Origin of the sequence: Pseudomonas ceruminis (assembly GCF_021602025.1) — a bacterium.
GTDB lineage: Bacteria > Pseudomonadota > Gammaproteobacteria > Pseudomonadales > Pseudomonadaceae > Aquipseudomonas > Aquipseudomonas ceruminis.
This window is the reverse complement of the sequence record NZ_BQHW01000022.1, coordinates 54,411-77,244: the sequence shown is the minus strand read 5'-3', so window position 1 is coordinate 77,244 and position 22,834 is coordinate 54,411. Positions and strand designations below refer to the sequence as shown.

Below are 22,834 nucleotides of genomic sequence, written 5' to 3'. Positions count from 1 at the left end.
CGTTCGGATTGCCGAACGCGATACACGCACTCATTCGGCCTTCCGACCACGCATGAATGCGGAAAAACCTTCACATAGGGTTCATGCCCAGGCATTTCGGGGGGTTATGATCACTGGCAGAGCTTGGCACGAGTCATGCTCTACACTTGGAAGCCGAATGCACAGCGCTTCACGCTGTCTTCGTTGAACGAAAGAGTCCGCCAACGGCTCCATAAAAAAAACAAACACGTCGAGGAAAATTTGATGCGTATCGTTCGTCAATTGCTGGGCGCCGCCATCGCGGCTGCAGTCATCGCTTCGCCGGCCATGGCCGAGGAGCTGACCGGCACCCTGAAGAAGATCAAGGACTCGGGCACCATCACCCTGGGGCACCGTGACTCCTCCATTCCATTTTCCTACCTGGCTGGCAAGCCGGAACCGGTGGGCTACTCCCATGACATTCAGTTGGCCGTCGTCGAAGCCCTGAAAAAGCAACTGGGCACCGACATCAAGGTCAAGTACAACCTCGTCACTTCCCAGACCCGCATCCCGCTGGTGCAGAACGGCACGGTCGACCTTGAGTGCGGCTCCACCACCAACAACGTCGAGCGCCAGCAGCAAGTCGGCTTCTCGGTGGGCATCTTCGAAGTGGGTACCCGCCTGCTGACCAAGGTCAAGGATGGCCAGCCATCCTATAAGGACTTCCCGGACCTGGCCGGCAAGAACGTGGTGACCACTGCAGGCACCACTTCCGAGCGCATCCTCAAGGCAATGAATGCCGACAAGCAGATGAAGATGAACGTGATTTCCGCCAAGGACCACGGTGAAGCCTTCAACATGCTCGAAAGCGGTCGCGCCGTGGCCTTCATGATGGACGACGCCCTGCTCGCCGGTGAAATGGCCAAGGCGCGCAAGCCGTCCGACTGGGTCATCACCGGTACCCCGCAGTCGTACGAAATTTACGGCTGCATGGTGCGCAAGGATGACGCCCAGTTCAAGAAAGCGGTCGACGACGCCATCGTGGGCTACTTCAAGTCGGGCGAAGTCAACAAGAGCTACGACAAGTGGTTCCAGCAGCCAATCCCGCCAAAGGGCCTGAACCTGCAGTTCCCGATGAGCGACGAGCTTAAAAAACTGATCGCCGAGCCGACCGACAAGGCGGCGGACGAGAAGAAGTCCTGATCCTCAGCTAGTGGCCTGGTGCGCGAGCGCACGAATCATTTCTGCAGGCCACTCATTAGTGTCTAACCTTTCATCCGAGGGCGCTCTGCGCCCCCGGATGCTCGAAGGTGCCCGTGAAACAACCGTCTGAGGGGAAATCCCGATGAATTACAACTGGGACTGGGGCGTGTTCTTCAAGTCCACCGGTGTGGGCAGCGAAACCTATCTGGACTGGTACATCACCGGCCTGGGCTGGACCATCGCCATCTCCATCACTGCCTGGATCATCGCGCTGCTGCTGGGGTCGATCCTCGGTGTCATGCGTACCGTGCCGAACCGCCTGGTATCAGGCATCGCCACCGCCTACGTGGAGCTGTTCCGCAACGTGCCGCTGCTGGTGCAGCTGTTCATCTGGTACTTCCTGGTGCCGGACCTGCTGCCCGAAGGCCTGCAGGAATGGTTCAAGCAAGACCTCAACCCGACCACCTCGGCCCTGATCAGCGTCGTCGTCTGCCTGGGCCTGTTCACCGCCGCCCGGGTCTGCGAACAGGTGCGTACCGGCATCCAGGCGCTGCCCCGTGGCCAGGAAGCCGCCGCCCGCGCCATGGGCTTCAGCCTGCCGCAGATCTACAACAACGTGCTGTTGCCGCAGGCTTATCGGATCATCATTCCACCGCTCACGTCCGAGTTCCTGAACGTGTTCAAGAACTCGTCGGTAGCCTCCCTGATCGGGCTGATGGAGCTGCTGGCACAGACCAAGCAGACGGCCGAGTTTTCCGCCAACCTGTTCGAGGCGTTCACCCTGGCCACGCTGATCTACTTCACCCTGAACATGGGCCTGATGCTGCTCATGCGCCTGGTCGAGAAGAAAGTTGCCGTACCGGGCCTGATTTCCGTGGGGGGCAAGTAAATGGACATGGATTTCAGCGAAATCATCCCGGCCCTGCCTGCCCTGTGGGAAGGCATGGTCATGACCCTCAAGCTGATGGTCATGGGCGTTGTTGGCGGTATCGTGCTGGGCACCGTCCTGGCCCTGATGCGCTTGTCGTCGAGCAAGCTGATGTCGCGCCTGGCAGGCGCGTACGTCAACTATTTCCGCTCGATCCCGCTGCTGCTGGTGATCACCTGGTTCTACCTGGCAGTGCCTTTCGTGCTGCGCTGGATCACGGGTGAAGACACCCCGGTCGGGGCCTTCACCTCCTGCGTGGTGGCCTTCATGATGTTCGAGGCCGCGTACTTCTGTGAAATCGTGCGCGCCGGCGTGCAGTCGATTTCCAAGGGCCAGATGGGTGCCGCGCAAGCGCTGGGCATGAACTACGCCCAGACCATGCGTCTGATCATCCTGCCCCAGGCGTTTCGCAAGATGACCCCGCTGTTGCTGCAGCAGAGCATCATCCTGTTCCAGGACACCTCGCTGGTGTACACCGTGGGCCTGGTCGACTTCCTCAACTCGGCACGCTCCAACGGCGACATCATCGGGCGCTCCCATGAGTTCCTGATCTTCGCCGGGGTCGTCTACTTCCTTATCAGCTTCTCCGCTTCGTGGCTGGTCAAGCGCCTGCAAAAAAGGATCACCGTATGATTTCCATCAAGAACGTCAACAAGTGGTACGGCGACTTCCAGGTACTGACCGACTGCAGCACCGAGGTCAAGAAAGGCGAAGTGGTGGTAGTGTGCGGCCCTTCGGGTTCGGGCAAGTCCACCTTGATCAAGTGCGTCAACGCGCTGGAACCCTTCCAGAAGGGCGACATTGTGGTCGACGGCACCTCCATCGCCGACCCGAAGACCAACCTGCCCAAGCTTCGCTCGCGGGTGGGCATGGTGTTCCAGCACTTCGAACTGTTCCCGCACCTGACCATCACCGAAAACCTCACGATCGCCCAGCGCAAGGTACTGGGCCGCAGCGAGGCAGAAGCCACCAAGAAGGGCCTGGCCCTGCTCGACCGGGTAGGCCTCAGTGCTCAGGCGAAGAAGCACCCTGGCCAGCTTTCCGGCGGCCAGCAGCAGCGTGTGGCCATTGCCCGCGCCCTGGCGATGGACCCAATCGTCATGCTGTTCGACGAGCCCACTTCGGCGCTGGACCCGGAAATGGTCAGCGAGGTACTGGATGTGATGGTGCAGTTGGCCCATGAAGGCATGACCATGATGTGCGTGACCCACGAGATGGGCTTTGCCCGCAAAGTGGCCAACCGCGTCATCTTCATGGACAAGGGCAGCATCATCGAAGATTGCACCAAGGAAGAGTTCTTCGGTGATCAGAGCGTGCGCGACCAACGCACCCAGCACTTCCTCAGCAAGATCCTGCAACACTAAGTCGCACACAGTACCCGCTGCCCAGGCCCTCGCCGGGCAGCGGATGCTGGTCGTGACAAGGCCACTGTGATGAAATGCGACCCCTCGCTACTTCTCCCTGCCAAGCCTGCCGTGAAATCCCGTCTGATTCGCCAATTACTGCTGCCGCCGCTGATCGTCCTGCTGATGGTCGGTTTAGGTCTGGCCGGCTTCCTGATCAGCGAAAGCAATGGCATCCGCACCCTCAGTGAAAATGGCGAGCGCCAGTTGGAGCTGCACGCGCGCACGGTGGAAAGCGAAATCAGCAAATACACCTATTTGCCGAGCCTGCTCGAGCTGGAAGACAGCGTCTCGCACCTGCTCACAGACCCAGACAACGGTTACCGCCAAACCGTCAACGAATACCTCGAAGGCCTCAACCGCCGCAGCCGTAGCCGGGCGATCTTCGTCCTCGACACCAATGGCCGGGTCCAGGCCACCAGCAACTGGCGCGATGCCGACTCGTTCCTCGGCGAGGACCTGTCGTTCCGCGCCTATTTCCAGGCCGCGGTGCGTGGCGAACCGGGCCGGTTCTACGGCATCGGCAGCACCACGGGCGAGGCAGGCTATTACCTGGCCCACGGCCTGGAAGAACACGGCAAGATCATTGGCGTAGCGGTGATCAAGGTTCGCCTGGACACCCTGGAGGAGCGCTGGCAGCGCGCCCGCCTGGAAGCCTTCGTCAGTGACGAGAACGGCATCATCATCCTCTCCAGCGACCCGGCACGCCGGCTCAAATCAGTGCGCCCGCTGACGCCGCAAATCAAGGAGCGCCTGGCGCGCAGCCTGCAATACTACTGGTGGCCGCTCAATGAGCTGCAACCACTGGCACGCGAGACCTTAGCCGATGGCGTGGAAAAACTGACCTTCCCGGCCAACAGCGAAACCGCCCATGGCCGGCCCTATGAGGTGACCTACCTGGCGCAGACGCGGCGCCTGGTCGATACACCGTGGCATTTCACCCTACTCACGCCGTTGCAGGACCTACGCCGCGAATCGATGGTACAGGGCATCCTTGTGGGTGTGGCGTTCGCCCTGCTGGCCATCCTGGGCATTGCCTGGAACGAGCGGCGCAAGGTGATTGCCACGCGGCTGGCCGCGCGTGAGGCCCTGGAAGAAGCCAACAGCCAGCTGGAGCGGCGCATCGCCGAGCGCACCGCCGACCTGCGCGCGAGCAACGAACGGCTCAAGGGCCAGATACGTGAACGTCGCCATGCCGAGCAGACCCTGCGCTACGCCCAGGACGAACTGGTGCAGGCCGGTAAACTGGCGGCCATCGGGCAAATGTCCACCAGTATTGCCCACGAGCTCAACCAACCGCTCGCTGCGCTGCGTACGCTCTCTGGCAACACAGTGCGTTTTCTGGAGCGTGGTGCACTGGAGACCGCCAGTACCAACCTGCGCACCATGAACGACCTGATCGACCGCATGGGGCGAATCACCGCCAGCCTGCGCTCGTTCGCCAGGCGCGGCGACGACGGTGGGCAGGCTTCGCTGGCCAAGGCTGTGGAAGCTACCCTGCAAGTACTGGCCAACCGCATCAGTGCTTGCCACCTGCAGTTGCACCACCTGTTCGACGACCAGCAACTGGCCATCGACCAGACCCGCCTGGAGCAAATCTTGGTCAACCTGATCGGCAATGCCCTGGATGCCATGGCCAGCCAGCCGCTGCCTGAGCTATGGCTGGAAGGCGAATTGCAGGGTGACAAATACCGCCTGCGGGTGCGCGATAATGGCCACGGCATTGACGCCGAAACCCGCAAGCACCTGTTCGAACCCTTCTTCACCACCAAACCCGGCGAACACGGCCTGGGCCTGGGCCTGACCCTGTCGGCGAGCCTTGCCGCCGCCGCCAAGGGCAGCCTGAACGTCGAGCACCCCGCCACTGGCGGCACGGCCTTCGTCCTCGTCCTGCCTCTGGTTTGCGCCCCTAACGAATCGGCTGAGCTCTCATGAAACAAGCGCCTCTTACCGTCCTGATCGTAGAAGACGACCCGCATGTGCTGCTCGGCTGCCAGCAAGCGCTGGCCCTGGAAGACATCGCCTGCGAGGGTGTCGGCAGCGCCGAGCAGGCGCTGGAACGCATCGGTGATGACTTTGCCGGTATCGTTGTCAGCGACATACGCCTGCCGGGTATTGACGGCCTGGAACTGCTCAACCGCCTCAAGGCGCGCGACCGCAGCCTGCCCGTGGTACTGATCACCGGCCATGGCGATATCGACATGGCGGTCGGTGCCATGCGCAACGGCGCCTATGACTTCATGGAGAAACCCTTCTCGCCGGAGCGCCTGGTCGACGTGGTGCGCCGCGCCCTCGAACAGCGCGGGCTGTCACGCGAAGTGGTCGCCCTGCGCCGCCAACTGGCCGAACAGAGCAGCCTGGAGGGCCGCATCATCGGCCGCTCGCCGGCTATGGAACACCTGCGCGAACTGATCGCCAATGTGGCCGATACGTCGGCCAACGTGTTGATCGAAGGCGAGACGGGTACCGGCAAAGAACTGGTTGCTCGCTGCCTGCACGACTTCAGCCGTCGTCAGGGGCAGCCTTTCGTGGCGCTGAACTGTGGCGGCCTGCCGGAAAACCTCTTTGAAAGCGAGATCTTCGGCCACGAGGCCAACGCCTTCACCGGGGCGGGCAAGCGCCGCATCGGCAAGATCGAACATGCCAATGGCGGCACGCTGTTCCTCGACGAGGTGGAAAGCATGCCGGTCAACTTGCAGATCAAACTGCTGCGCGTGCTGCAGGAGCGCACCCTGGAGCGCCTGGGCTCGAACCAGAGCATCCCGGTGGACTGCCGGGTGATCGCTGCCACCAAGTCCGATCTCGATGCCTTGGGCCAGAGCGGGCAGTTCCGTAGCGACCTGTACTACCGGCTGAACGTGGTGACCTTGGAACTGCCGCCGCTGCGCGAGCGCCGCGAAGATATCCTGCAGTTGTTCGAACACTTCCTCCAGCAGTCGGCACTGCGCTTCGACCGCGAGGCCCCGGCGCTGGACAGCCAGACCCTGTCGCGCCTGATGGCCCATGACTGGCCGGGCAACGTGCGCGAACTGCGCAACGTTGCCGAGCGCTTTGCCCTGGGCCTGCCGCCCTTCAAGAAAGGCCCCAGCGGCGGGGCCAGCCAAGGGCTGGGCTTCGCCGAGGCGGTGGAAGCCTTCGAACGCAATCTGCTCAGCGATGCCCTGCAACGTACAGGCGGCAACCTCAGCCAGGCCAGCCAGGAGCTGGGCATGGCCAAGACCACCCTGTTCGACAAAGTGAAGAAGTACGGCCTGGGCTGATAGCCACTGTCGCGACTTCGCTGGCAACCCTAACCCTTCGAGGGGCGGGTGACCTGCGAAGCAGCCAGCGCAAGGGTCAAAGACCGGCGATGTGCGTCACGTCCTGCCGGTGTGCTTGCAGGTAAGGCAACACAGCCCCTAGCAGCGGCGCCTTGAACGGCTCCTGGAAACGGTGCGCCAAGCCTGGAATCAGCCGCAACTGGCTGCCCTGGATGTGCGCCGCCAGGTGCACCCCGTGCATCACCGGCAACAATGGGTCGGCCGTGCCATGCACCACCAGGGTGGGTACTCGCAACTGGTTGAGCAACGCCACCCGGCTCGGCTCGGCGAGAATCGCCATGATCTGGCGCTTGACCCCTTCCGGGTTGAACGCGCGGTCATACGCTACCGCGGCCTGCTGCAGCAGAACTGCGCGGTCGTCCCGCACCTGTGGGCTGCCCAGGGCGGCCAGCAAGTCGGCCTGCTGCTCGAGGGCCACTGCACGGTTGGGCGCACTGCGCCGTGCCAGCAGTTGCACCAGCGCCGGGCTTGGCGCCGGCAGCCCAGCGGCGCCCGAACTGGACATCACCAACGTCAGGCTCCGCACCCGCTCCGGCGCCATGGCCGCCAGGTGCTGCGCAATCATGCCGCCCATGCTCACACCCAATACATGGAACTGGCGAATCTTCAGGGTATCCATCAGGCGAAGGCCATCGCCCGCCATGTCAGTCAGCGTGTATGGCGCAGCAACCGGCAGCCCAAGTTTGTAGCGCAACAGTTCAACGGTCAGGTTGGCCGAGGGGGGCAACTGGTTCCAGCGTGACAGGCCGACATCGCGGTTGTCGTAGCGGATGACTCGAAAACCCTGGCGACACAAGGCCTCGACCACATCGTCCGGCCAATGAATCAGTTGCCCGCCCAGGCCCATGACCAGCAGCAATGCCGGATCTCGGGGCGCACCAATGCTCTGGTAGACCAGGCTCACATCCCCCAGATCGGCCCGTTGTACCGCACCCTGCACGTCGCAACGTTGATCGGCGAAGCTCGCTGGCACGCTGACAAGGAAGAAGAAAAACAGCAATAAAGCCCGCATGAAAGAAACACCAGAATGCAGATCCCCAGTAGAGCGTGAGTCTGATGACTTTTATTCAGGCGCGCTGCCACAGTTTGGTGACAGTTTGATGACCCCCGCCGAGCGGTGCACCAAAGGCCTAGTCGACAGCCGAGGTAACATGAGAGAAACTCAACTCCATCCCTGCCCCTTCCACTTTTTCTCCCGGAGCCTGTAGTGCTGGAGATCCGCCACCTGAAAACCCTTCATGCCCTGCGCGAGGCCGACAGCCTCGTGGAGGCCGCTGAACGCCTGCACCTGACCCAGTCGGCACTGTCGCACCAGTTCAAGGAGCTGGAGGAACGTCTGGGCCTGCCACTGTTCGTGCGCAAGACCAAGCCGCTCCGTTTCACCAGCGCCGGCTTGCGCCTTTTGCAACTGGCCGACGCCACCTTGCCGCTGCTGCGCGGCGCTGAGCGCGATATCGCGCGGCTGGCCGGCGGTACTGCCGGGCGCCTGCACATGGCCATCGAATGCCACAGCTGCTTCCAATGGCTGATGCCGACCATCGACCAGTTCCGCGATGCCTGGCCGGAAGTGGAACTGGACCTGGCCTCTGGTTTCGCCTTCGCCCCTTTGCCAGCCCTTGCCCGTGGCGACCTGGACCTGGTGGTGACGTCTGACCCGCTGGACCTCGCCGGCATCACTTACGTGCCGCTGTTCACCTATGAAGCCATGCTCGCCGTGGCCAACCAGCACCCGCTGGCCAGCAAACCCTACATCGTGCCGCAGGACCTGATCGAGCAGACCCTCATCACTTACCCGGTGGAGCGTGATCGCCTGGATATCTTCACCCGCTTCCTGGAGCCGGCCGACATCGAGCCAGCGGCCGTGCGTACCTCGGAGCTAACAGTGATGATGATGCAACTGGTGGCCAGCGGCCGTGGCGTATGCGGCATGCCGCACTGGGCGCTGCATGAGTACAGCTCGCGCGGGTATGTGAAGGGCAAGCGCCTGGGCGAGAAAGGCCTGTTCGCCACGCTCTATGCCGCAGTACGCACCGACATGCTGGATGCGCCGTACATGCGTGACTTCCTGCTGACGGCCAAGGACACCTCCTTCGCCACCCTCGACGGGGTCAGCGCGGTACGCTGACCGCCTGGCGGAACAGCGGCAGGATCAGGTCGCGGGTCAGCGGCGCCAGCGCCAGCTCAACCGCCTGGTCGGCGGCCAGCCAGATCACTTCCTCGATTTCCGCCGCCGGGGCCACGGCCTCGGCGCAATCGACCCGAAAGAGTTCAGCCTGCACCGCGAAGCCTGGCTCGTTGGCGGCCGGGGCGCTGAACTGGCCCAGCGCAATGGCCTGCGCCGGGTCGATGTGCAGGCCGAGCTCCTCATGCAGCTCGCGCACCAAGGCCTGCACGGGCGTTTCCCCTGCATCGATCTTGCCCCCAGGCTGCATGAACGCTTGGGTGCCACGCTTGCGCACCAGCAGGGTGCGCCCCTGAGGGTCGATCAGCAGGGCGGCGGCGATGCGAATGATCTTGCGCATGGAAGGGACTCGCTGGAAAAGGTTGAGAGGATCCCATGTGGTCCATGACCTGACAAGGACAGGACAACCTGCCTCGCAGACGAACGGCCCCTTGCCAACCTGCCGCCAACCCGCCATAACCAACACATGAACCTGCCCGCCTCACAGCACCCGGTGCTTGAACTGTTCCACCCTGCCGTCGGCACCTGGTTCCGTCGCCGATTTGCCACGGTCACCGACGCCCAGGCGCGCGCATGGCCGCTGATTCACGCCGGTCAGTCGATGCTGCTGGCTGCCCCGACTGGCTCAGGCAAAACCCTCAGCGCCTTCCTTGCCGTGCTGGATGAACTCTTGCGCCAGGGCCTCGATCAGGGCGGTGAACTGCCCGCACAAACCCAAGTGATCTATGTTTCGCCACTCAAGGCGTTGTCCAACGATATCCGTTTGAACCTGCAGGCCCCGCTCGAAGGCATCAGCCAGGCACTCGAAGTACAGGGGCTGAGGGCGCCCCACATCACCACAGCCGTGCGCACGGGCGATACGCCGCAGAAAGAGCGCGCAGCCATGCGCAAACGGGCGCCGCACATCCTGGTGACCACACCCGAATCGCTCTATGTGCTGATGGGCTCGGCCTCAGGTCGTCAGGGTCTGGCCCACGTGCACACCGTGATCGTCGACGAAATCCACGCCTTGGCCGGCAACAAGCGCGGCGCCCATCTAGCCCTGACCCTGGAGCGCCTGCAGGCCTTGAGCGGGCGCCCACTGCGGCGCATCGGCTTGTCCGCCACCCAGCGCCCGGTTGAGCGCGTGGCGCAATTCCTGGTAGGCCACCAGCGCCCCTGCGCGATCGTCGATATCGGCCATGCACGTCAACGCGACCTCGCCATCGAAGTGCCGCCCGTGCCACTTGGCGCGGTGATGGCCACGGATGTATGGGGCCTGGTGTACGACCGATTGGCCACCTTTGCCCGTGAGCACCGTACGACCTTGGTGTTCGTCAATACCCGCCGCCTGGCCGAGCGCCTGACCCGGCACCTCAGCGATCGCCTGGGCACGCAAGCCGTGGCCGCCCATCACGGTAGCCTGGCCAAAGAACTGCGCCTGGACGCTGAGCAACGCCTGAAAAATGGCCAGTTGCAGGTACTGGTGGCCACTGCTTCGCTGGAACTGGGCATCGACATCGGCGATGTCGATCTGGTGTGCCAGATCGCCTCCCCAGGATCGATCGCCGCCTTTTTGCAGCGGGTCGGCCGCTCCGGGCACCAGGTCGATGGCGTTCCCAAGGGACGCCTGTTCGCGACCTCGCGGGATGACCTGATCGAGTGCGTCGCCCTGCTCGATTGCATACGTCAGGGTGAACTCGATGAGTTGCACATCGCCAAGGCCCCCCTGGACGTGCTTGCCCAGCAGATCGTCGCCGAGGCCAGCAACCAGGCGTGGCAGGAACAGGCGCTGTTCACCTGCCTGCGGCAGGCCACGCCCTATGCCGAACTCGACATCAACCATTACCAGGCGCTGCTGCGCATGCTCGCCGAAGGCTATAACGGCCGCCAGGGAGTACGCAGCGCCTACCTGCACCGTGACGCGGTCAGCGGCACGTTGCGCGGTCGACGGGGTAGCCAGCTGACCGCGCTGACCAGTGGCGGAACCATCCCTGAGACTGCTGACTACGCCGTGCTGCTCGAGCCACAGGCGCTGAACATTGGCAGCGTAAACGAAGACTTTGCGGTGGAGAGCATCGCTGGCGACATCTTCCAGCTGGGTAATGCGTCCTATCGCATCGTGCGGGTAGAGCCAGGCCGGGTGCGGGTTGAAGACGCCCAGGGCCTGCCACCTACCATACCGTTCTGGCTTGGCGAAGCGCCGGGGCGCAGCGATGAGCTGTCTGCCGCCGTCGCCCGCCTGCAGGCACGTATCGATGAGCGACTGGGTAGGTGTGGCGGCGATTTCGCAGCGGTGCTGCTTTGGCTGCAAACCACCTTCGCCCTGAACGAGGCCTGCGCCAGTCAACTGCTCGATTACCTGGGCAGAACCCGAGAAGTGCTCGGCGCCCTGCCCTCCCAACAGACCCTGGTGCTGGAGCGCTTCTTCGACGAGTCCGGGGGCACCCAGTTGATCATTCATTCACCCTACGGCAGCCGCATCAACCGTGCCTGGGGCCTGGCCCTGCGTAAACGGTTCTGCCGCACGTTCAATTTCGAGCTGCAGGCGGCGGCCAGCGAAGACGCCATCGTGCTGTCACTGTCGACCAGCCACAGCTTTGAACTGGACGAGGTATGGCGCTACCTGTCCAGCCGTACCGCCGAGCAGGTACTGGTCCAGGCGCTGCTCGACGCCCCCTTGTTCGGTGTGCGCTGGCGCTGGAACGCTGCCGTGGCCATGGCCTTGCCGCGCTATGTAGGCGGGCGCAAGGTGGCACCGCAGATCCAGCGTATGAAGAGCGAGGACCTGATTGCCGCCGTGTTCCCCGACCAGATCGCCTGCCTGGAAAACATCGTGGGCGAACGGCAGATCCCCGATCACCCGCTGATCGAGCAGACCCTCGATGATTGCCTGCACGAAGCCATGGACAGCGAAGGCTGGCTGGCGCTGCTCAGGCGCATGGAAAACGGCCAGGTACGCCTGCTCAGCCGCGACTTGCCGGCTCCTTCACCGCTGGCATCGGCCATCCTCAATGCCAGGCCCTACGCCTTCCTCGATGAAGCCCCGCTGGAGGAACGCCGCACACAGGCGGTGCTCAATCGGCGCTGGAACGAAGTCCACAGCGCCGACGACCTTGGAGCACTGGACGCCGATGCCATCGCCGCTGTGGAGGCAGAGGCATGGCCGCAACCGGGCAACGTCGACGAGATGCACGAAGCCTTGATGAGCCTCGGCGCCATCAGCCAGCGTGAGGTGCAGGCCAACCCCACCTGGGGCGTGCTGCTCAGGCAGTTGGCCAAGGCAGGACGGGCCTTGCGCCTGCCTGCTGAACAGCTGTGGCTGGCACGCGAGCGCCTGAGCCTGCTGCTAGCGCTGTATCCAGGCTCACGCCTGGCGCCTGCCCTCGAGGTGCTTCCCGGTTTCGATCAGGCCATCGACCCGGACATCGCCGTGGGCGAGTTACTGCGTTCGCGCCTGAGCGGCCATGGCCCGCTGACCTTGGCGCAAATCGCCGAACCGCTCGGCAAGCCCACCTCTCTCATCGAACAGGCCCTGGCGCACCTGGAAGGCGAAGGTTATGTCCTGCGCGGCCATTTCAGCCCAGGCGAGAACCAGCAGCAATGGTGCGAACGCCATCTGCTCGCGCGTATCCATCGCTACACCGTCAAACGCCTGCGCCGGGAAATCGAGCCGGTCAGCCTGCAAGACTTCATGCGCTTTCTGTTCGACTGGCAGCACGTGGCCGCGAACGAGGGGCTGCGCGGCCCGCAGGCAGTGGTTGAGGTACTGGGCCAGTTGCAGGGGTTCCCCGCTGCAGCCGGCGCCTGGGAGGCAGAGCTGCTGCCGGCACGGGTCAAGGACTACAGCGCGCAGTGGCTCGATGACGCCTGCCGCAGCGGGCAGTTTGCCTGGAGCCGGCTGGCGTCGACGGTGTCCAGCACCACCTTGGCGAGCACACCGCTGGTGCTGCTCCCCCGAGAACATCTGGGCACCTGGCGCAGCCTTGCTCCCGTACCGGCGCTGGAGGGGCTCGGCCCGCGCGCGCAGCGCGTTCATCATGTGCTGCAGGAGCAAGGTGCGCTGTTTTTCGACGAGCTGACGCACGAAGCCCACCTGTTGCCCAGCGAGCTGGAAACGGCCTTGCAGGCACTGGTGGGCGCCGGGTTGGTGGGCGCCGACAGTTATACCGGGTTGCGCAGCCTGATCACCCCGGCGGCAAAACGCTCGTCACGCAACAGCCGGCGCGGCCACCCGCCGATGTCCAGCAGCATGGTCCACGCCGGGCGCTGGGCCTTGTTGCGCCGGGGCAATGCCACCGTGGACGACAACCAGCGCCTGGAGCACATCGCCCGCAGCCTGTTGCGCCGTTATGGGGTGATCTGCTGGCGACTGCTGGAGCGCGAGAGCGATGTGCTGCCGCCCTGGCGTGACCTGCTGCGTTGCTATCACCGGCTGGAGGCGCGTGGCGAAATTCGCGGAGGGCGTTTCATCGCTGGGCTGGCTGGGGAACAGTTCGCCTTGCCGGAGGCGGTGGGGCTGCTACGGCAGGTGCGGCGCCGGGAACGGGAGGGTGCGCTGGTGGTGGTCAGTGCAAGCGATCCGCTTAACCTGATCGGCTCGTTGCTGCCTGGGGCGAAAGTGCCGGCCGTGGGCGGTAACCGCCTGTTGTACCAGGACGGCGTGCCGGTAGCGGTAAAGGTTGCCGGGCGTTACCACTTTCTGGCCGAGGCAGCGGCCGACGAACAGGCGTCATGGCGGCAAAAATTGTTGCGCGGTACGGTCTGACGTGCGCTGTTCTGCGCGAGGGTGGGCCGCTCCGGTCAGGCGAACGTCACCTTTGAGAATGATTTTCGATACCCCGAATTTCATTTTCAGGGGCGCGCAACCGGGCTATGGTCGGGGTTTGCCCCAGGCCCCTGAGCCTGACCGCGCCATCGTAAGGACCCCGTATGAGCCTGTCACTTCTCAGTCGCTACGCCTTCTTCGCCGCCTGTGTCCTGTTCACCCTGGCGAGCCTGCCGTTCCTCCACCACGAATGGCTGTGGCCATTCACCCTGGCAACAGCGGTGCTCAGCCTGATTGGCCTGTTCGACCTGCTGCAGCAGCGCCATGCAGTGCGCCGCAACTACCCGATCCTTGGCAACATCCGCTACCTGGTCGAAGGCATTCGCCCGGAAATCCGCCAATACCTGCTGGAGGCCGACAGCGACGCCCTGCCTTTCTCGCGCGCTCAGCGTTCGCTGGTGTATGCACGGGCCAAGAACGAAGCCTCTGACAAACCCTTCGGCACCCTGATCGATGTGTATGAGTCCGGGTTCGAATTCATTGGCCACTCCATGCGCCCGGCACCGCTGGCCGACCCGGCAAGCTTCCGGATCATCATCGGTGGGCCGCAGTGCAGCCAACCCTACTCGGCGTCGATTTTCAATATCTCTGCCATGAGCTTCGGCTCGCTCAGCGCCAATGCCATCCGCGCGCTCAACCAGGGTGCCAAGTTGGGCAATTTCCACCATGACACCGGCGAAGGCAGCATCAGCCCCTACCACCGCGAGCACGGCGGCGACCTGGTCTGGGAACTGGGCAGTGGCTACTTCGGTTGCCGCACCGCCGATGGCCGCTTCGACCCCGAGCGCTTCGCCGCCCAGGCGCGCAGCCCACAAGTGCGGATGATCGAGATCAAGATGAGCCAGGGTGCCAAGCCGGGCCACGGCGGCATCCTGCCCAAGCACAAGGTGACCCAGGAGATTGCCGAAACCCGTGGCGTGCTCATGGGCGAGGACTGCATCTCGCCGTCACGCCACACGGCGTTCTCCACGCCCATCGAGATGATGCAGTTCATCGCCCAGCTGCGTGAGTTGTCCGGCGGCAAGCCGGTGGGTTTCAAGTTCTGCCTGGGCCACCCGTGGGAGTTCATGGGCATTGCCAAGGCCATGCTGGAGACCGGTATCTTGCCCGACTTCATCGTTGTCGACGGCAAGGAAGGTGGCACCGGGGCTGCGCCGGTGGAGTTCACAGACCACATCGGTGTGCCGCTGCGTGAAGGCCTGTTGTTCGTGCACAACACCTTGGTCGGCCTGAATCTACGCGACAAGATCAAGCTAGGCGCCAGCGGCAAGATCGTCAGCGCCTTCGACATCGCCAGCGTGCTGGCCATTGGTGCCGACTGGGCCAACTCGGCACGCGGTTTCATGTTCGCCATCGGCTGCATCCAGTCGCAGAGCTGCCATACCAACAAATGCCCGACCGGCGTAGCGACTCAAGACCCCTTGCGCCAGCGTGCACTGGTGGTACCGGACAAGGCCCAGCGGGTGCTGAACTTCCACCACAACACCTTGCGGGCCTTGGCCGAAATGCTTGCGGCGGCAGGCCTGGAACATCCGGCGCAGTTGGAGGCCAAGCACTTGGTGAGGCGCGTCTCAGCCACCGAGATCAAGCTGTTTTCGCAGATGCATGTGTTCCTCAAACCGGGGGAGTTGCTCACCGGTGAGGTGGATGGGCAGTTCTATTCACGGATGTGGCAGTTGGCCCGGGCTGACAGCTTCGAGCCTAACAGTGAGGTCGCGGCCTGACGATGCCTGGGGCCGCTGAGCGGCCCCGGGCAGTTCATATCACGAGGCGCTGCTGGCCAGCGCCTGCTCTTGTTTCGGTGCCAGGCGCAAGGTGTAGTACAACGCCGTCAGCAACACCAGGAACGCCGGGCCGATGTACAGGGCAACCCGAGTATCCTCGAAGTACGCCATCAACCCTACCACCAGTACCAGAAACGCCAATGCCAGGTAGGAGCTCAGCGGCCACAACCACATGCGGTATTTCAGGGCCTTGCGCTCGGCCGTGGACAGCCCGGCGCGGAACTTAAGCTGGGCCAGCAGGATCATCACCCAGGTCCAGATTGCGCCGAAGGTCGCGATCGAGGTCACCCAGACGAACACCTTTTCCGGTACCAGGTAGTTGGCCAGCACGCCCAGCAGCAGGGCACCGATGGACAGCAGCAGCGCGTTGCGCGGCACGCCGCTTTTCGAGGTACGGGCGAACACGGCCGGCGCCTGGCCATTCTGCGCCAGGCTATAGAGCATGCGCCCGGTGCTGAAGATGCCGCCGTTGCAGGATGACAGTGCCGCCGTGATGACCACGAAATTGATGATGCCAGCAGCCGTCTTGATGCCTAGGCGCTCGAAGGTCATGACGAACGGACTGCCCTGGCTGCCGATTTCGTTCCACGGGTAGATCGACAGGATCACGAACAGTGCGCCCACATAGAACAGCAAGATGCGCCAGAACACCGAACCGATGGCCTGAGAGATGGTTTTCTGCGGATTGCGTGCTTCACCGGCGGTAAGGCCGATCATTTCAACGCCCAGGTAGGCGAACATCACCATCTGCAACGACATCAGCACACCGGTAACGCCGTTGGGCATGAAGCCGCCGTTGCTCCACAGGTTGGAGATGCCGACTGCAACACCGTCGTTGCCGAAGCCGAACGCAATGATGCCGATGCCGCCCAGCACCATGGCGATGATGGTGACGATCTTGATCAGGGCGAACCAGAATTCGAACTCGCCAAACGCCTTCACCGCGATCAGGTTGACCGCGCCCATGCTGCCCAGCGCCGCCAGGGCCCAGATCCAACGCGGTACATCGGGGAACCAGATGCCCATATAGATGGCCACGGCGGTGATTTCAGCGACGCAGGTCACCAGCCACAGGAACCAGTAGTTCCAGCCCGTCAGAAAGCCCGCCAGGGGGCCAAGGTAGTCTTGGGCATAGCGGCTGAACGAGCCCGCCACAGGGTTGTGCACGGCCATTTCGCCGAGGGCACGCATGATCACCAGGATCGCCAGGCCGCCGATGATGTAGGAAAGCATGATCGCGGGGCCGGCCATTTCAATGGCTTTGGCCGAACCGAGGAACAGGCCGACACCGATGCAGGCGCCCAGCGCCATCAGACGGATGTGCCGTTCGCCCAGTTCACGCTTGAGCGGGCCGCCTTGGGTGGCCTCGCCATGGGCAGAGTGGTTGCCAACTGGCATAGCAATACAACCTCATTTTGTTATTGGATTTTACCTTCGTGCAGCTCCGGCCATGCCGATAGGCGTGGCGTTGGCTTGCCAGGCCGGCCTTGTGGGCCGGCCCGTATGCCGGAATAGAGCGGCCGGCAGGGGCGAAGGGCCGAGCAGTATAGGAAGCCGACCGCAGGGGTTTTCGCTATATAAACAGGAAAATTCAGCAAGTTTTCTGGACCTGCCGCGAACCCTATCGCCGGCAAGCCACCCTAACAACATCGACACCGGATGAAACCCACACCAAAGCCGCATATCCGACTGCGGTTTTTCACACTTCCTACAAATTTTTCACCTCTCCCCGTCAACGTCTAAGCTTCAGACAAGCAAGACGAAATTACCTGGCCGGATAGAAGACTATGGGCGCATTGTGGCAATCGGAACCAACCAGAATGGAAGCACCCGAAACGCCTCTGGCCGAGACGCCGCAGCCAAAGTCCCCACGCCAGCTTCGGCTTTGGTGGCGGCTGATCTTGCTGATCGTACTGGTGGCGATCGCTGTCATCGGCTATGCCGCCTATGAAGAATTTCGCACCTCCGACGTGCAGTCGCGCGAATTCAGCAAGCTGGCCACCACCCTCACCTATTCCTTGCAGCCAGGCCCCAGCGACGCCATCGTTTACCCCGGCGAAGGCCCCTTCGACAAACGCTTGGGCTACAGCGCACTGGGCGAGTTTCTGCCACGCCTGCTCAAGCGCGACTACCTGATCAGCGAGCAGGTGAGGTTTTCGCCAGCCTTGATGAGTTATGTCGACCATGGGTTGTTTGTCCCCTATATCGAGAAAATCCAGGCCGGCTTGTCGATCACCGATTGCCGCGGCGAGACGTTGTACCAGTACAACTACCCGCAACATCTGTATCCAGACTTTGCGGCCATTCCACCGGTGATGGTCAACAGCCTGCTATTCATCGAAAACCGCGACCTGCTTGATCCCAAGGACCCGAAGAACAACCCGGCGGTGGATTGGCCACGCTTCGCCAAGGCGGCCTATAGCCAGATTGCCAAGTACCTGGCCCTGCCTGGCCAGTCAGCGGGCGGAAGTACCCTGGCCACTCAGCTGGAAAAATACCGCCACTCCCCCGATGGCCTGACGGTGTCCGGCGCCGAGAAGATCCGCCAGATGATTTCGGCCAGCGTGCGCGCCTACCAGGGCGGCCCGGATACCACCGAAGCCCGCCAGCGCATCGTGCGTGACTACCTCAACAGCGTGCCGCTGTCAGCGGTGCCAGGCCATGGCGAGGTACACGGCATGGCCGAAGGCCTGCGCGTGTGGTACGGCGCCGACTTCAGCCAGGTCAACCAGGCCCTCAACGCCACCGCGACCGACCCCGATAGCCTGGCCGCACGTGGCCTGGCCTTGCGCCAGGTCCTGTCGCTGATGATCGCCCAGCGCCGCCCCTCGCATTATTTGTCCAAGGGCCGGGTCGAGCTGGCCGAGCTCACCGATTCGCACATTCGCGTACTGGCCGCCAACGGTATCATCGACCGCTCACTGGCCGAGGCTGCACTGGCCAGCAAAGCGGTCTACCGCGACTGGGTGGCACAACCCACCATCGTGCCAATCATCACCAACAAGGGCATCAGCCTGGCGCGCAATCGCCTGGCGGCCATGCTCAACCGCCCACTGTATGACCTGGACCGCCTCGACCTCTCGGCCACCAGCACATTGCAGGCAGACCTTCAGATGCAGGTCAGCCAGTACTTGAAGAACCTCTCCGACCCCGGTTTTGCCGCCCAGATCGGCTTGATCGGCGAGCGCCTGCTGACCGCCAAGACCACCGATCAGGTGCGCTACAGCTTCACCCTGTTCGAGCGCACCGCCGACGGCTCGCGAGTGCGGGTGCAGACCGACAGTACCGACCAGCCCTTTGACATCAACGAGGGCAGCAAGCTCGAGCTGGGCTCGACCGCCAAGCTGCGGGTGCTCACCACCTACCTGGAGATCATCGCCGAGCTGCATGACAAGTACGCCGGCAAACCCGCTGCCGAGCTGAAGAAGGTCGACGTCGCCGAACTTGACCGCATCACCCAGTGGTCACTCGAGTGGCTGGCACAGAACAGCAAGAACCAGAGTCTGGACGCCATGCTCGATGCGGCGCTGGAACGCAAATACTCGGCCAACACCGGTGAAGCCTTCTTCACGGGTGGCGGCATGCACGTGTTCAACAACTTCCGCAAGGAAGACAACAGCCGCAACCCGACCCTCAAGGAAGCCCTGCGCGAATCGATCAACCTGCCGTTCATCCGCCTGATGCGCGACCTGGTGCGCTATGTGACCTACCAGCAACCGTTCAACCGGGTACCGCTGCTCAAGGACGACACAGACCCGCGCCGCCAGGAGTACCTCGCTCGCTTTGCCGACAAGGAAGGTTCGAACTACCTGATGCGCTTCTGGAAGAAATACCAGCGCAAGACCTCGCAGCAGCGCCTGGATACGTTCCTCGACAGCATGCGTGTCACCCCGCAGCGCCTGGCGGCAGTGCACCGGTACCTGTTCCCCGAGGCTGGCCAGGAAACGTTCAACGCCTTTGTCCGTGCGCACAGCAAGGGCGACAAAGTCGCCCTGGGCAAACTCACCGACGGCCGCCTGGTGGAGATGTACGAGGCCTACGGCCCGGGCAAGTACGACCTGCCTGACCAGGGGTACATCGCCAAGGTCCACCCATTGGACCTCTGGTTGCTTGGCTACCTGCTCAAGCACCCGAGTGCCACGCTGACCGAAATGATCAACGCCAGCCGGTTCGAGCGTCAGGAAGTCTATGGCTGGCTGTTCAAAAGCCGCCACCAGGGCGCCCGTGACAGCCGCATCCGTACCATGGTCGAGATCGAAGCCTTCCTGGACATTCATCAGCGCTGGAAACGTGTCGGTTACCCGTTCGATCACCTGGTACCGTCGCTGGCGACTGCCATTGGCAGCTCCGGCGACCGCCCGGCGGCGCTTTCCGAACTGGTCGGTATCATCCAGAACGACGGTGTGCGCCTGCCGACCCTGCGCATCGACACCCTGCACTTTGCCTCCGATACCCCCTACGAAACCAAACTGAACAGCGACCCCGACCGGGGCCAGCGGATTCTCCCGGTGGAAGTGGCCAGGGCACTCAAGGGTGCGATGTCGCAAGTGGTGGATGCCGGGACCGCGCGGCGTATCTCCGGCAGCTTCAAGCTGCATGATGGCACCCCATTGGTGATGGGCGGCAAGACCGGCACGGGTGACAACCGCATCGAGAGCTTCGGTGCCGGTGGCCGGCTGATCGGCTCACGCTCGCTGAACCGCACCGCGACGTTCGTGTTCTTCCTCGGGGACAACCACTTCGGCACGTTGACCGCCTTCGTCCCAGGGCGCTCGGCGGAGGCCTTCAAGTTCACCTCGGCCCTACCGGTGCAGGTGCTCAAGGGCATGGCTCCGATCCTCATGCCGTACCTTGAACCGGGCAACCCGAACGAATGCAAACCACCGCAGGTGGCGATGCGTTCAGGTGACTCATCGAACATATAGATGATAATCATCCGCATTTTTGGTTTTGTCTTTAGATATATCTTGAGTAATATCTTGCGATATATCGAAACAGATGGAGCCAATCTACATGCGCGAACATTCCGCCCATGATCTTTTCGAACGCCGCCCCGGCCGGGGTGAGCGCGGCCCGCGGGTATTCGCCCCGGGCGATCTGAAGCTGCTGATGCTGGCCCTGCTGGCCGAGCAGCCTGGCCACGGCTACGACCTGATCCGCCAGATCGAAAACCTGTTCGAGGGAAGCTACACGCCGAGCCCTGGGGTCATTTACCCCACCCTTAATTTCCTGGAGGAAGCTGAGCTGATCAGTGGCCAGGCCGTGGGCAGCAAACGCCTGTACGCCATCACCGCCACAGGCCGCAGCGCCCTGGCCGAACAGGCCGTGGCCCTGGATGGCGTACGCATGCGCATCGAAGTCAGCAAGCGCGCCCTGCGTGGCCACGACCGCCCGCCAGAAATCCATGAAGCCGTCGGCAACCTGCGCCATGCCCTGCATATGCACAGCGGCCGCTGGACCCCAGAGGAAATCGAGCGGGTCCGCACGCTGCTCAACGACACTGCCAAGGCCATCGCCTCCGGGCCGGCCGACCCTGTCAGGGAGATCCCCCATGAGTGACACCATTCACCGCGTCAACCACGAGATCCGCCAACGTCGCCTGCAGGTCCTGCGGGTGGCCGACCTTACCCCGCGCATGCGCCGCATCACTCTCGGTGGGCCGGAGCTGGAGGGTTTCACCAGCCTGGGCAGCGATGACCACATCAAGTTGCTGTTCGCCGAAACTGCCGAGCAACAGCAGGCCATCGACGCCCGCAACCTGGGCCGCGATGGCGGTGCCCGCCCCACCATGCGCGAGTACACGCCACGGCGAATCGACCTGGTGACCAACGAACTGGACATCGATTTCGTTCTGCATGGCGACGGTCCTGCGTCGACCTGGGCCGCCCAGGCGGCACCGGGGCAAACGCTGAACATTGCCGGGCCGCGTGCCTCGCTGGTGGTGCCGGATATCTTCGACAGTTATCTGCTGATCGGTGACGAAACCGCCCTCCCTGCCATCGGCCGGCGCCTTGAGGAACTGCCGGCCGGCCGTCAGGTGCTGGCGGTGGTCCAGATCGAGGATGAGCAGGAGCGCCAGCCCTTGCAGAGCAAGGCGCAGGTGGACGTCATCTGGGTCAAGCGAGAGGAAGATCTGTTGACGTTGCTCAAGGGGTTGCCCCTGCCCGGCGGCAAGCTGTACAGCTGGGTGGCCCTGGAAAAATCACTGACCCGCCAGGCAAAGGCGCTGTTGCTGGAAAAAGGCGTTTCCGAAGAGGCGCTCAAGGCCGCAGCCTACTGGCGAGCGGATGGGACCGCAGACGACGCGTAAACAGCCTACAGCCCCGCCCTTGTGCAAGCGCTGGCCCGCAAAAAGGGCGGATACGGCTAAGCCACGCCGTGCAATGTCCGCCCGCGCCAGTGATCCAGCCACAACAACACCAGCGCTATGAGCCAGAACCCTCCCAGCACGCCCAGTGCATTGAGCATGACCTGCCCATACCCCAGGTTTGCCACATCGATGAACGGGTAGGGATACACGCCAATTTCACTCCCCCGCCACAGCGCATAGCCGAAATACACCGCTGGATACAGCGCCCACAGGGCCAAGTGCCAAAGCCGCAAGCGGCCTTTGGGCACTTCGAACCACCAGTACAGGACGTACAGCACAGGCATCACATCGTGCAGCAGTTCGTCCGCCAGCCATTGCCACCCTTCGGGGTGCCACAGATGCCGCAGCAGCACGCTGTAGGCCAGCGCCACCAGGACGATACTGGCGGCTACTGCAGAGCTCACCGAGGGTGACAGGAAAAACCGCCTGGCGCCTGACTCACGCCCGAAAGCCGCATAGCTCAGCACCGTCGCTACCAAGGTATTGGTCAGTACTGTGAAGTACCCGAACACATTGATCAGGCCGCCAATCAGGCTGGCCTGTTCCTGCCAACGCGCCACCAGCACCAGGTAAACCTGCACCGTCAGGCCCAGCCAGCCCAGCACAGCAAGCAACGTCAGCCAGGGATGACGCGCCATTTCAGGCCTGTCGCTGCAGTTTCACGTACAGCTGCTCGACCTTCTCACGCGCCCAGGGGGTCTTGCGCAGGAAGGTCAGGCTCGACTTGATGCTCGGGTTGCTTTTGAAGCAGCGCACATCAACGCGCTCGGCCAGGCCCTGCCATTGGTAGTGCGCCACCAGCTCGGTAAGGATCTGTTCGAGGGTCTTGCCGTGCAGCGCGTTGTGTTGGGCCGTGCTCATGCCAGTGCTCCGCGTTGA

Annotated in this window: 17 protein-coding genes; 12 read left to right on the top strand and 5 right to left on the bottom strand. The window is 63.2% G+C overall.

The window, feature by feature from the left end:
- The first annotated feature begins 243 nt into the window (after positions 1-243).
- The 6 genes from L6D80_RS22330 (at position 244) to aauR (ending at position 6,752) form a co-directional block, all read left to right on the top strand.
- Positions 244-1,161 carry a glutamate/aspartate ABC transporter substrate-binding protein gene (locus tag L6D80_RS22330; RefSeq protein WP_054899435.1) on the top strand — a complete coding sequence of 306 codons (918 nt, stop codon included), beginning with the start codon at positions 244-246 and terminating at the stop codon, positions 1,159-1,161.
- Positions 1,162-1,303: 142 nt separating this feature from the next.
- Positions 1,304-2,050, top strand: coding sequence for an amino acid ABC transporter permease (locus L6D80_RS22325; protein ID WP_176515243.1), 747 nt, complete (start codon positions 1,304-1,306; stop codon positions 2,048-2,050).
- Entirely contained in the window at positions 2,051-2,722 is a 672-nt protein-coding gene (locus L6D80_RS22320; RefSeq protein ID WP_176515245.1) for an amino acid ABC transporter permease, read from the top strand.
- Positions 2,719-3,453 (top strand): amino acid ABC transporter ATP-binding protein, encoded by a 735-nt coding sequence (locus L6D80_RS22315; RefSeq protein ID WP_176515247.1) that lies wholly within the window; start codon positions 2,719-2,721, stop codon positions 3,451-3,453. The genes L6D80_RS22320 and L6D80_RS22315 overlap by 4 nt, the downstream gene beginning before the upstream one ends.
- 69 nt (positions 3,454-3,522) lie before the next feature.
- Positions 3,523-5,427, top strand: coding sequence for a two-component sensor histidine kinase AauS (gene aauS, locus L6D80_RS22310; RefSeq protein ID WP_176515249.1), 1,905 nt, complete (start codon positions 3,523-3,525; stop codon positions 5,425-5,427).
- Positions 5,424-6,752 (top strand): two-component response regulator AauR, encoded by a 1,329-nt coding sequence (gene aauR / locus L6D80_RS22305; RefSeq protein WP_054899430.1) that lies wholly within the window; start codon positions 5,424-5,426, stop codon positions 6,750-6,752. Before aauS ends, aauR begins: the two co-directional genes overlap by 4 nt.
- 76 nt (positions 6,753-6,828) lie before the next feature.
- Here the strand turns inward: aauR and L6D80_RS22300 are convergent, their stop codons facing one another.
- Positions 6,829-7,824, bottom strand: a complete 996-nt coding sequence (locus L6D80_RS22300; protein WP_176515251.1) for an alpha/beta fold hydrolase — start codon at positions 7,822-7,824, stop codon at positions 6,829-6,831.
- Positions 7,825-8,019: 195 nt separating this feature from the next.
- Between L6D80_RS22300 and metR the strand changes: the two genes are divergently transcribed.
- The gene (gene metR, locus L6D80_RS22295) at positions 8,020-8,937 is read left to right on the top strand and encodes a transcriptional regulator MetR (RefSeq protein WP_054899428.1); all 918 of its coding nucleotides are present in this window, start codon (positions 8,020-8,022) and stop codon (positions 8,935-8,937) included.
- Here metR and L6D80_RS22290 read toward each other — a convergent pair.
- Positions 8,921-9,334 carry an NUDIX hydrolase gene (locus tag L6D80_RS22290; protein WP_176515253.1) on the bottom strand — a complete coding sequence of 138 codons (414 nt, stop codon included), beginning with the start codon at positions 9,332-9,334 and terminating at the stop codon, positions 8,921-8,923. The genes metR and L6D80_RS22290 overlap by 17 nt on opposite strands.
- 126 nt (positions 9,335-9,460) lie before the next feature.
- On the opposite strand from L6D80_RS22290, the gene L6D80_RS22285 reads away from it, so the two are divergent.
- The gene (locus tag L6D80_RS22285; protein ID WP_176515255.1) at positions 9,461-13,741 is read left to right on the top strand and encodes a DEAD/DEAH box helicase; all 4,281 of its coding nucleotides are present in this window, start codon (positions 9,461-9,463) and stop codon (positions 13,739-13,741) included.
- 164 nt (positions 13,742-13,905) lie between these two features.
- Positions 13,906-15,525: an FMN-binding glutamate synthase family protein gene (locus tag L6D80_RS22280; protein WP_054899425.1), complete on the top strand. Its 1,620-nt coding sequence runs from the start codon at positions 13,906-13,908 to the stop codon at positions 15,523-15,525.
- 39 nt (positions 15,526-15,564) lie between these two features.
- On the opposite strand, the gene L6D80_RS22275 is transcribed toward L6D80_RS22280, so the two are convergent.
- The gene (locus L6D80_RS22275; protein WP_176515257.1) at positions 15,565-16,983 is read right to left on the bottom strand and encodes an amino acid permease; all 1,419 of its coding nucleotides are present in this window, start codon (positions 16,981-16,983) and stop codon (positions 15,565-15,567) included.
- Positions 16,984-17,372: 389 nt separating this feature from the next.
- Here L6D80_RS22275 and L6D80_RS22270 point away from each other — a divergent pair, with 389 nt between their 5' ends.
- From L6D80_RS22270 to L6D80_RS22260, 3 genes are all read left to right on the top strand, one after another.
- Positions 17,373-20,510, top strand: a complete 3,138-nt coding sequence (locus L6D80_RS22270; RefSeq protein WP_054899423.1) for a transglycosylase domain-containing protein — start codon at positions 17,373-17,375, stop codon at positions 20,508-20,510.
- A gap of 88 nt (positions 20,511-20,598) precedes the next feature.
- Complete coding sequence (locus L6D80_RS22265) at positions 20,599-21,144, top strand: PadR family transcriptional regulator (RefSeq protein ID WP_054899422.1); 546 nt, start codon at positions 20,599-20,601, stop codon at positions 21,142-21,144.
- A complete protein-coding gene (locus tag L6D80_RS22260) occupies positions 21,137-21,895 on the top strand; it encodes a siderophore-interacting protein (RefSeq protein WP_054899421.1) in 759 nt (252 codons plus the stop codon). Before L6D80_RS22265 ends, L6D80_RS22260 begins: the two co-directional genes overlap by 8 nt.
- A 56-nt stretch (positions 21,896-21,951) precedes the next feature.
- Here L6D80_RS22260 and L6D80_RS22255 read toward each other — a convergent pair whose 3' ends face one another.
- Positions 21,952-22,593 carry a Pr6Pr family membrane protein gene (locus L6D80_RS22255; RefSeq protein ID WP_176515259.1) on the bottom strand — a complete coding sequence of 214 codons (642 nt, stop codon included), beginning with the start codon at positions 22,591-22,593 and terminating at the stop codon, positions 21,952-21,954.
- 1 nt (position 22,594) lies between these two features.
- Complete coding sequence (locus L6D80_RS22250) at positions 22,595-22,816, bottom strand: VF530 family protein (protein WP_023378991.1); 222 nt, start codon at positions 22,814-22,816, stop codon at positions 22,595-22,597.
- Positions 22,817-22,834: the final 18 nt, after the last annotated feature.

Coding starts and splice junctions, on each gene's coding strand:
- L6D80_RS22330 (WP_054899435.1), top strand. CDS start 244: ATGCGTATCGTTCGTCAATTGCTGGGCGCCGCCATCGCGGCTGCAGTC.
- L6D80_RS22325 (WP_176515243.1), top strand. CDS start 1,304: ATGAATTACAACTGGGACTGGGGCGTGTTCTTCAAGTCCACCGGTGTG.
- L6D80_RS22320 (WP_176515245.1), top strand. CDS start 2,051: ATGGACATGGATTTCAGCGAAATCATCCCGGCCCTGCCTGCCCTGTGG.
- L6D80_RS22315 (WP_176515247.1), top strand. CDS start 2,719: ATGATTTCCATCAAGAACGTCAACAAGTGGTACGGCGACTTCCAGGTA.
- aauS (WP_176515249.1), top strand. CDS start 3,523: ATGAAATGCGACCCCTCGCTACTTCTCCCTGCCAAGCCTGCCGTGAAA.
- aauR (WP_054899430.1), top strand. CDS start 5,424: ATGAAACAAGCGCCTCTTACCGTCCTGATCGTAGAAGACGACCCGCAT.
- L6D80_RS22300 (WP_176515251.1), bottom strand. CDS start 7,824: ATGCGGGCTTTATTGCTGTTTTTCTTCTTCCTTGTCAGCGTGCCAGCG.
- L6D80_RS22290 (WP_176515253.1), bottom strand. CDS start 9,334: ATGCGCAAGATCATTCGCATCGCCGCCGCCCTGCTGATCGACCCTCAG.
- L6D80_RS22285 (WP_176515255.1), top strand. CDS start 9,461: ATGAACCTGCCCGCCTCACAGCACCCGGTGCTTGAACTGTTCCACCCT.
- L6D80_RS22280 (WP_054899425.1), top strand. CDS start 13,906: ATGAGCCTGTCACTTCTCAGTCGCTACGCCTTCTTCGCCGCCTGTGTC.
- L6D80_RS22275 (WP_176515257.1), bottom strand. CDS start 16,983: ATGCCAGTTGGCAACCACTCTGCCCATGGCGAGGCCACCCAAGGCGGC.
- L6D80_RS22270 (WP_054899423.1), top strand. CDS start 17,373: ATGGGCGCATTGTGGCAATCGGAACCAACCAGAATGGAAGCACCCGAA.
- L6D80_RS22265 (WP_054899422.1), top strand. CDS start 20,599: ATGCGCGAACATTCCGCCCATGATCTTTTCGAACGCCGCCCCGGCCGG.
- L6D80_RS22260 (WP_054899421.1), top strand. CDS start 21,137: ATGAGTGACACCATTCACCGCGTCAACCACGAGATCCGCCAACGTCGC.
- L6D80_RS22255 (WP_176515259.1), bottom strand. CDS start 22,593: ATGGCGCGTCATCCCTGGCTGACGTTGCTTGCTGTGCTGGGCTGGCTG.
- L6D80_RS22250 (WP_023378991.1), bottom strand. CDS start 22,816: ATGAGCACGGCCCAACACAACGCGCTGCACGGCAAGACCCTCGAACAG.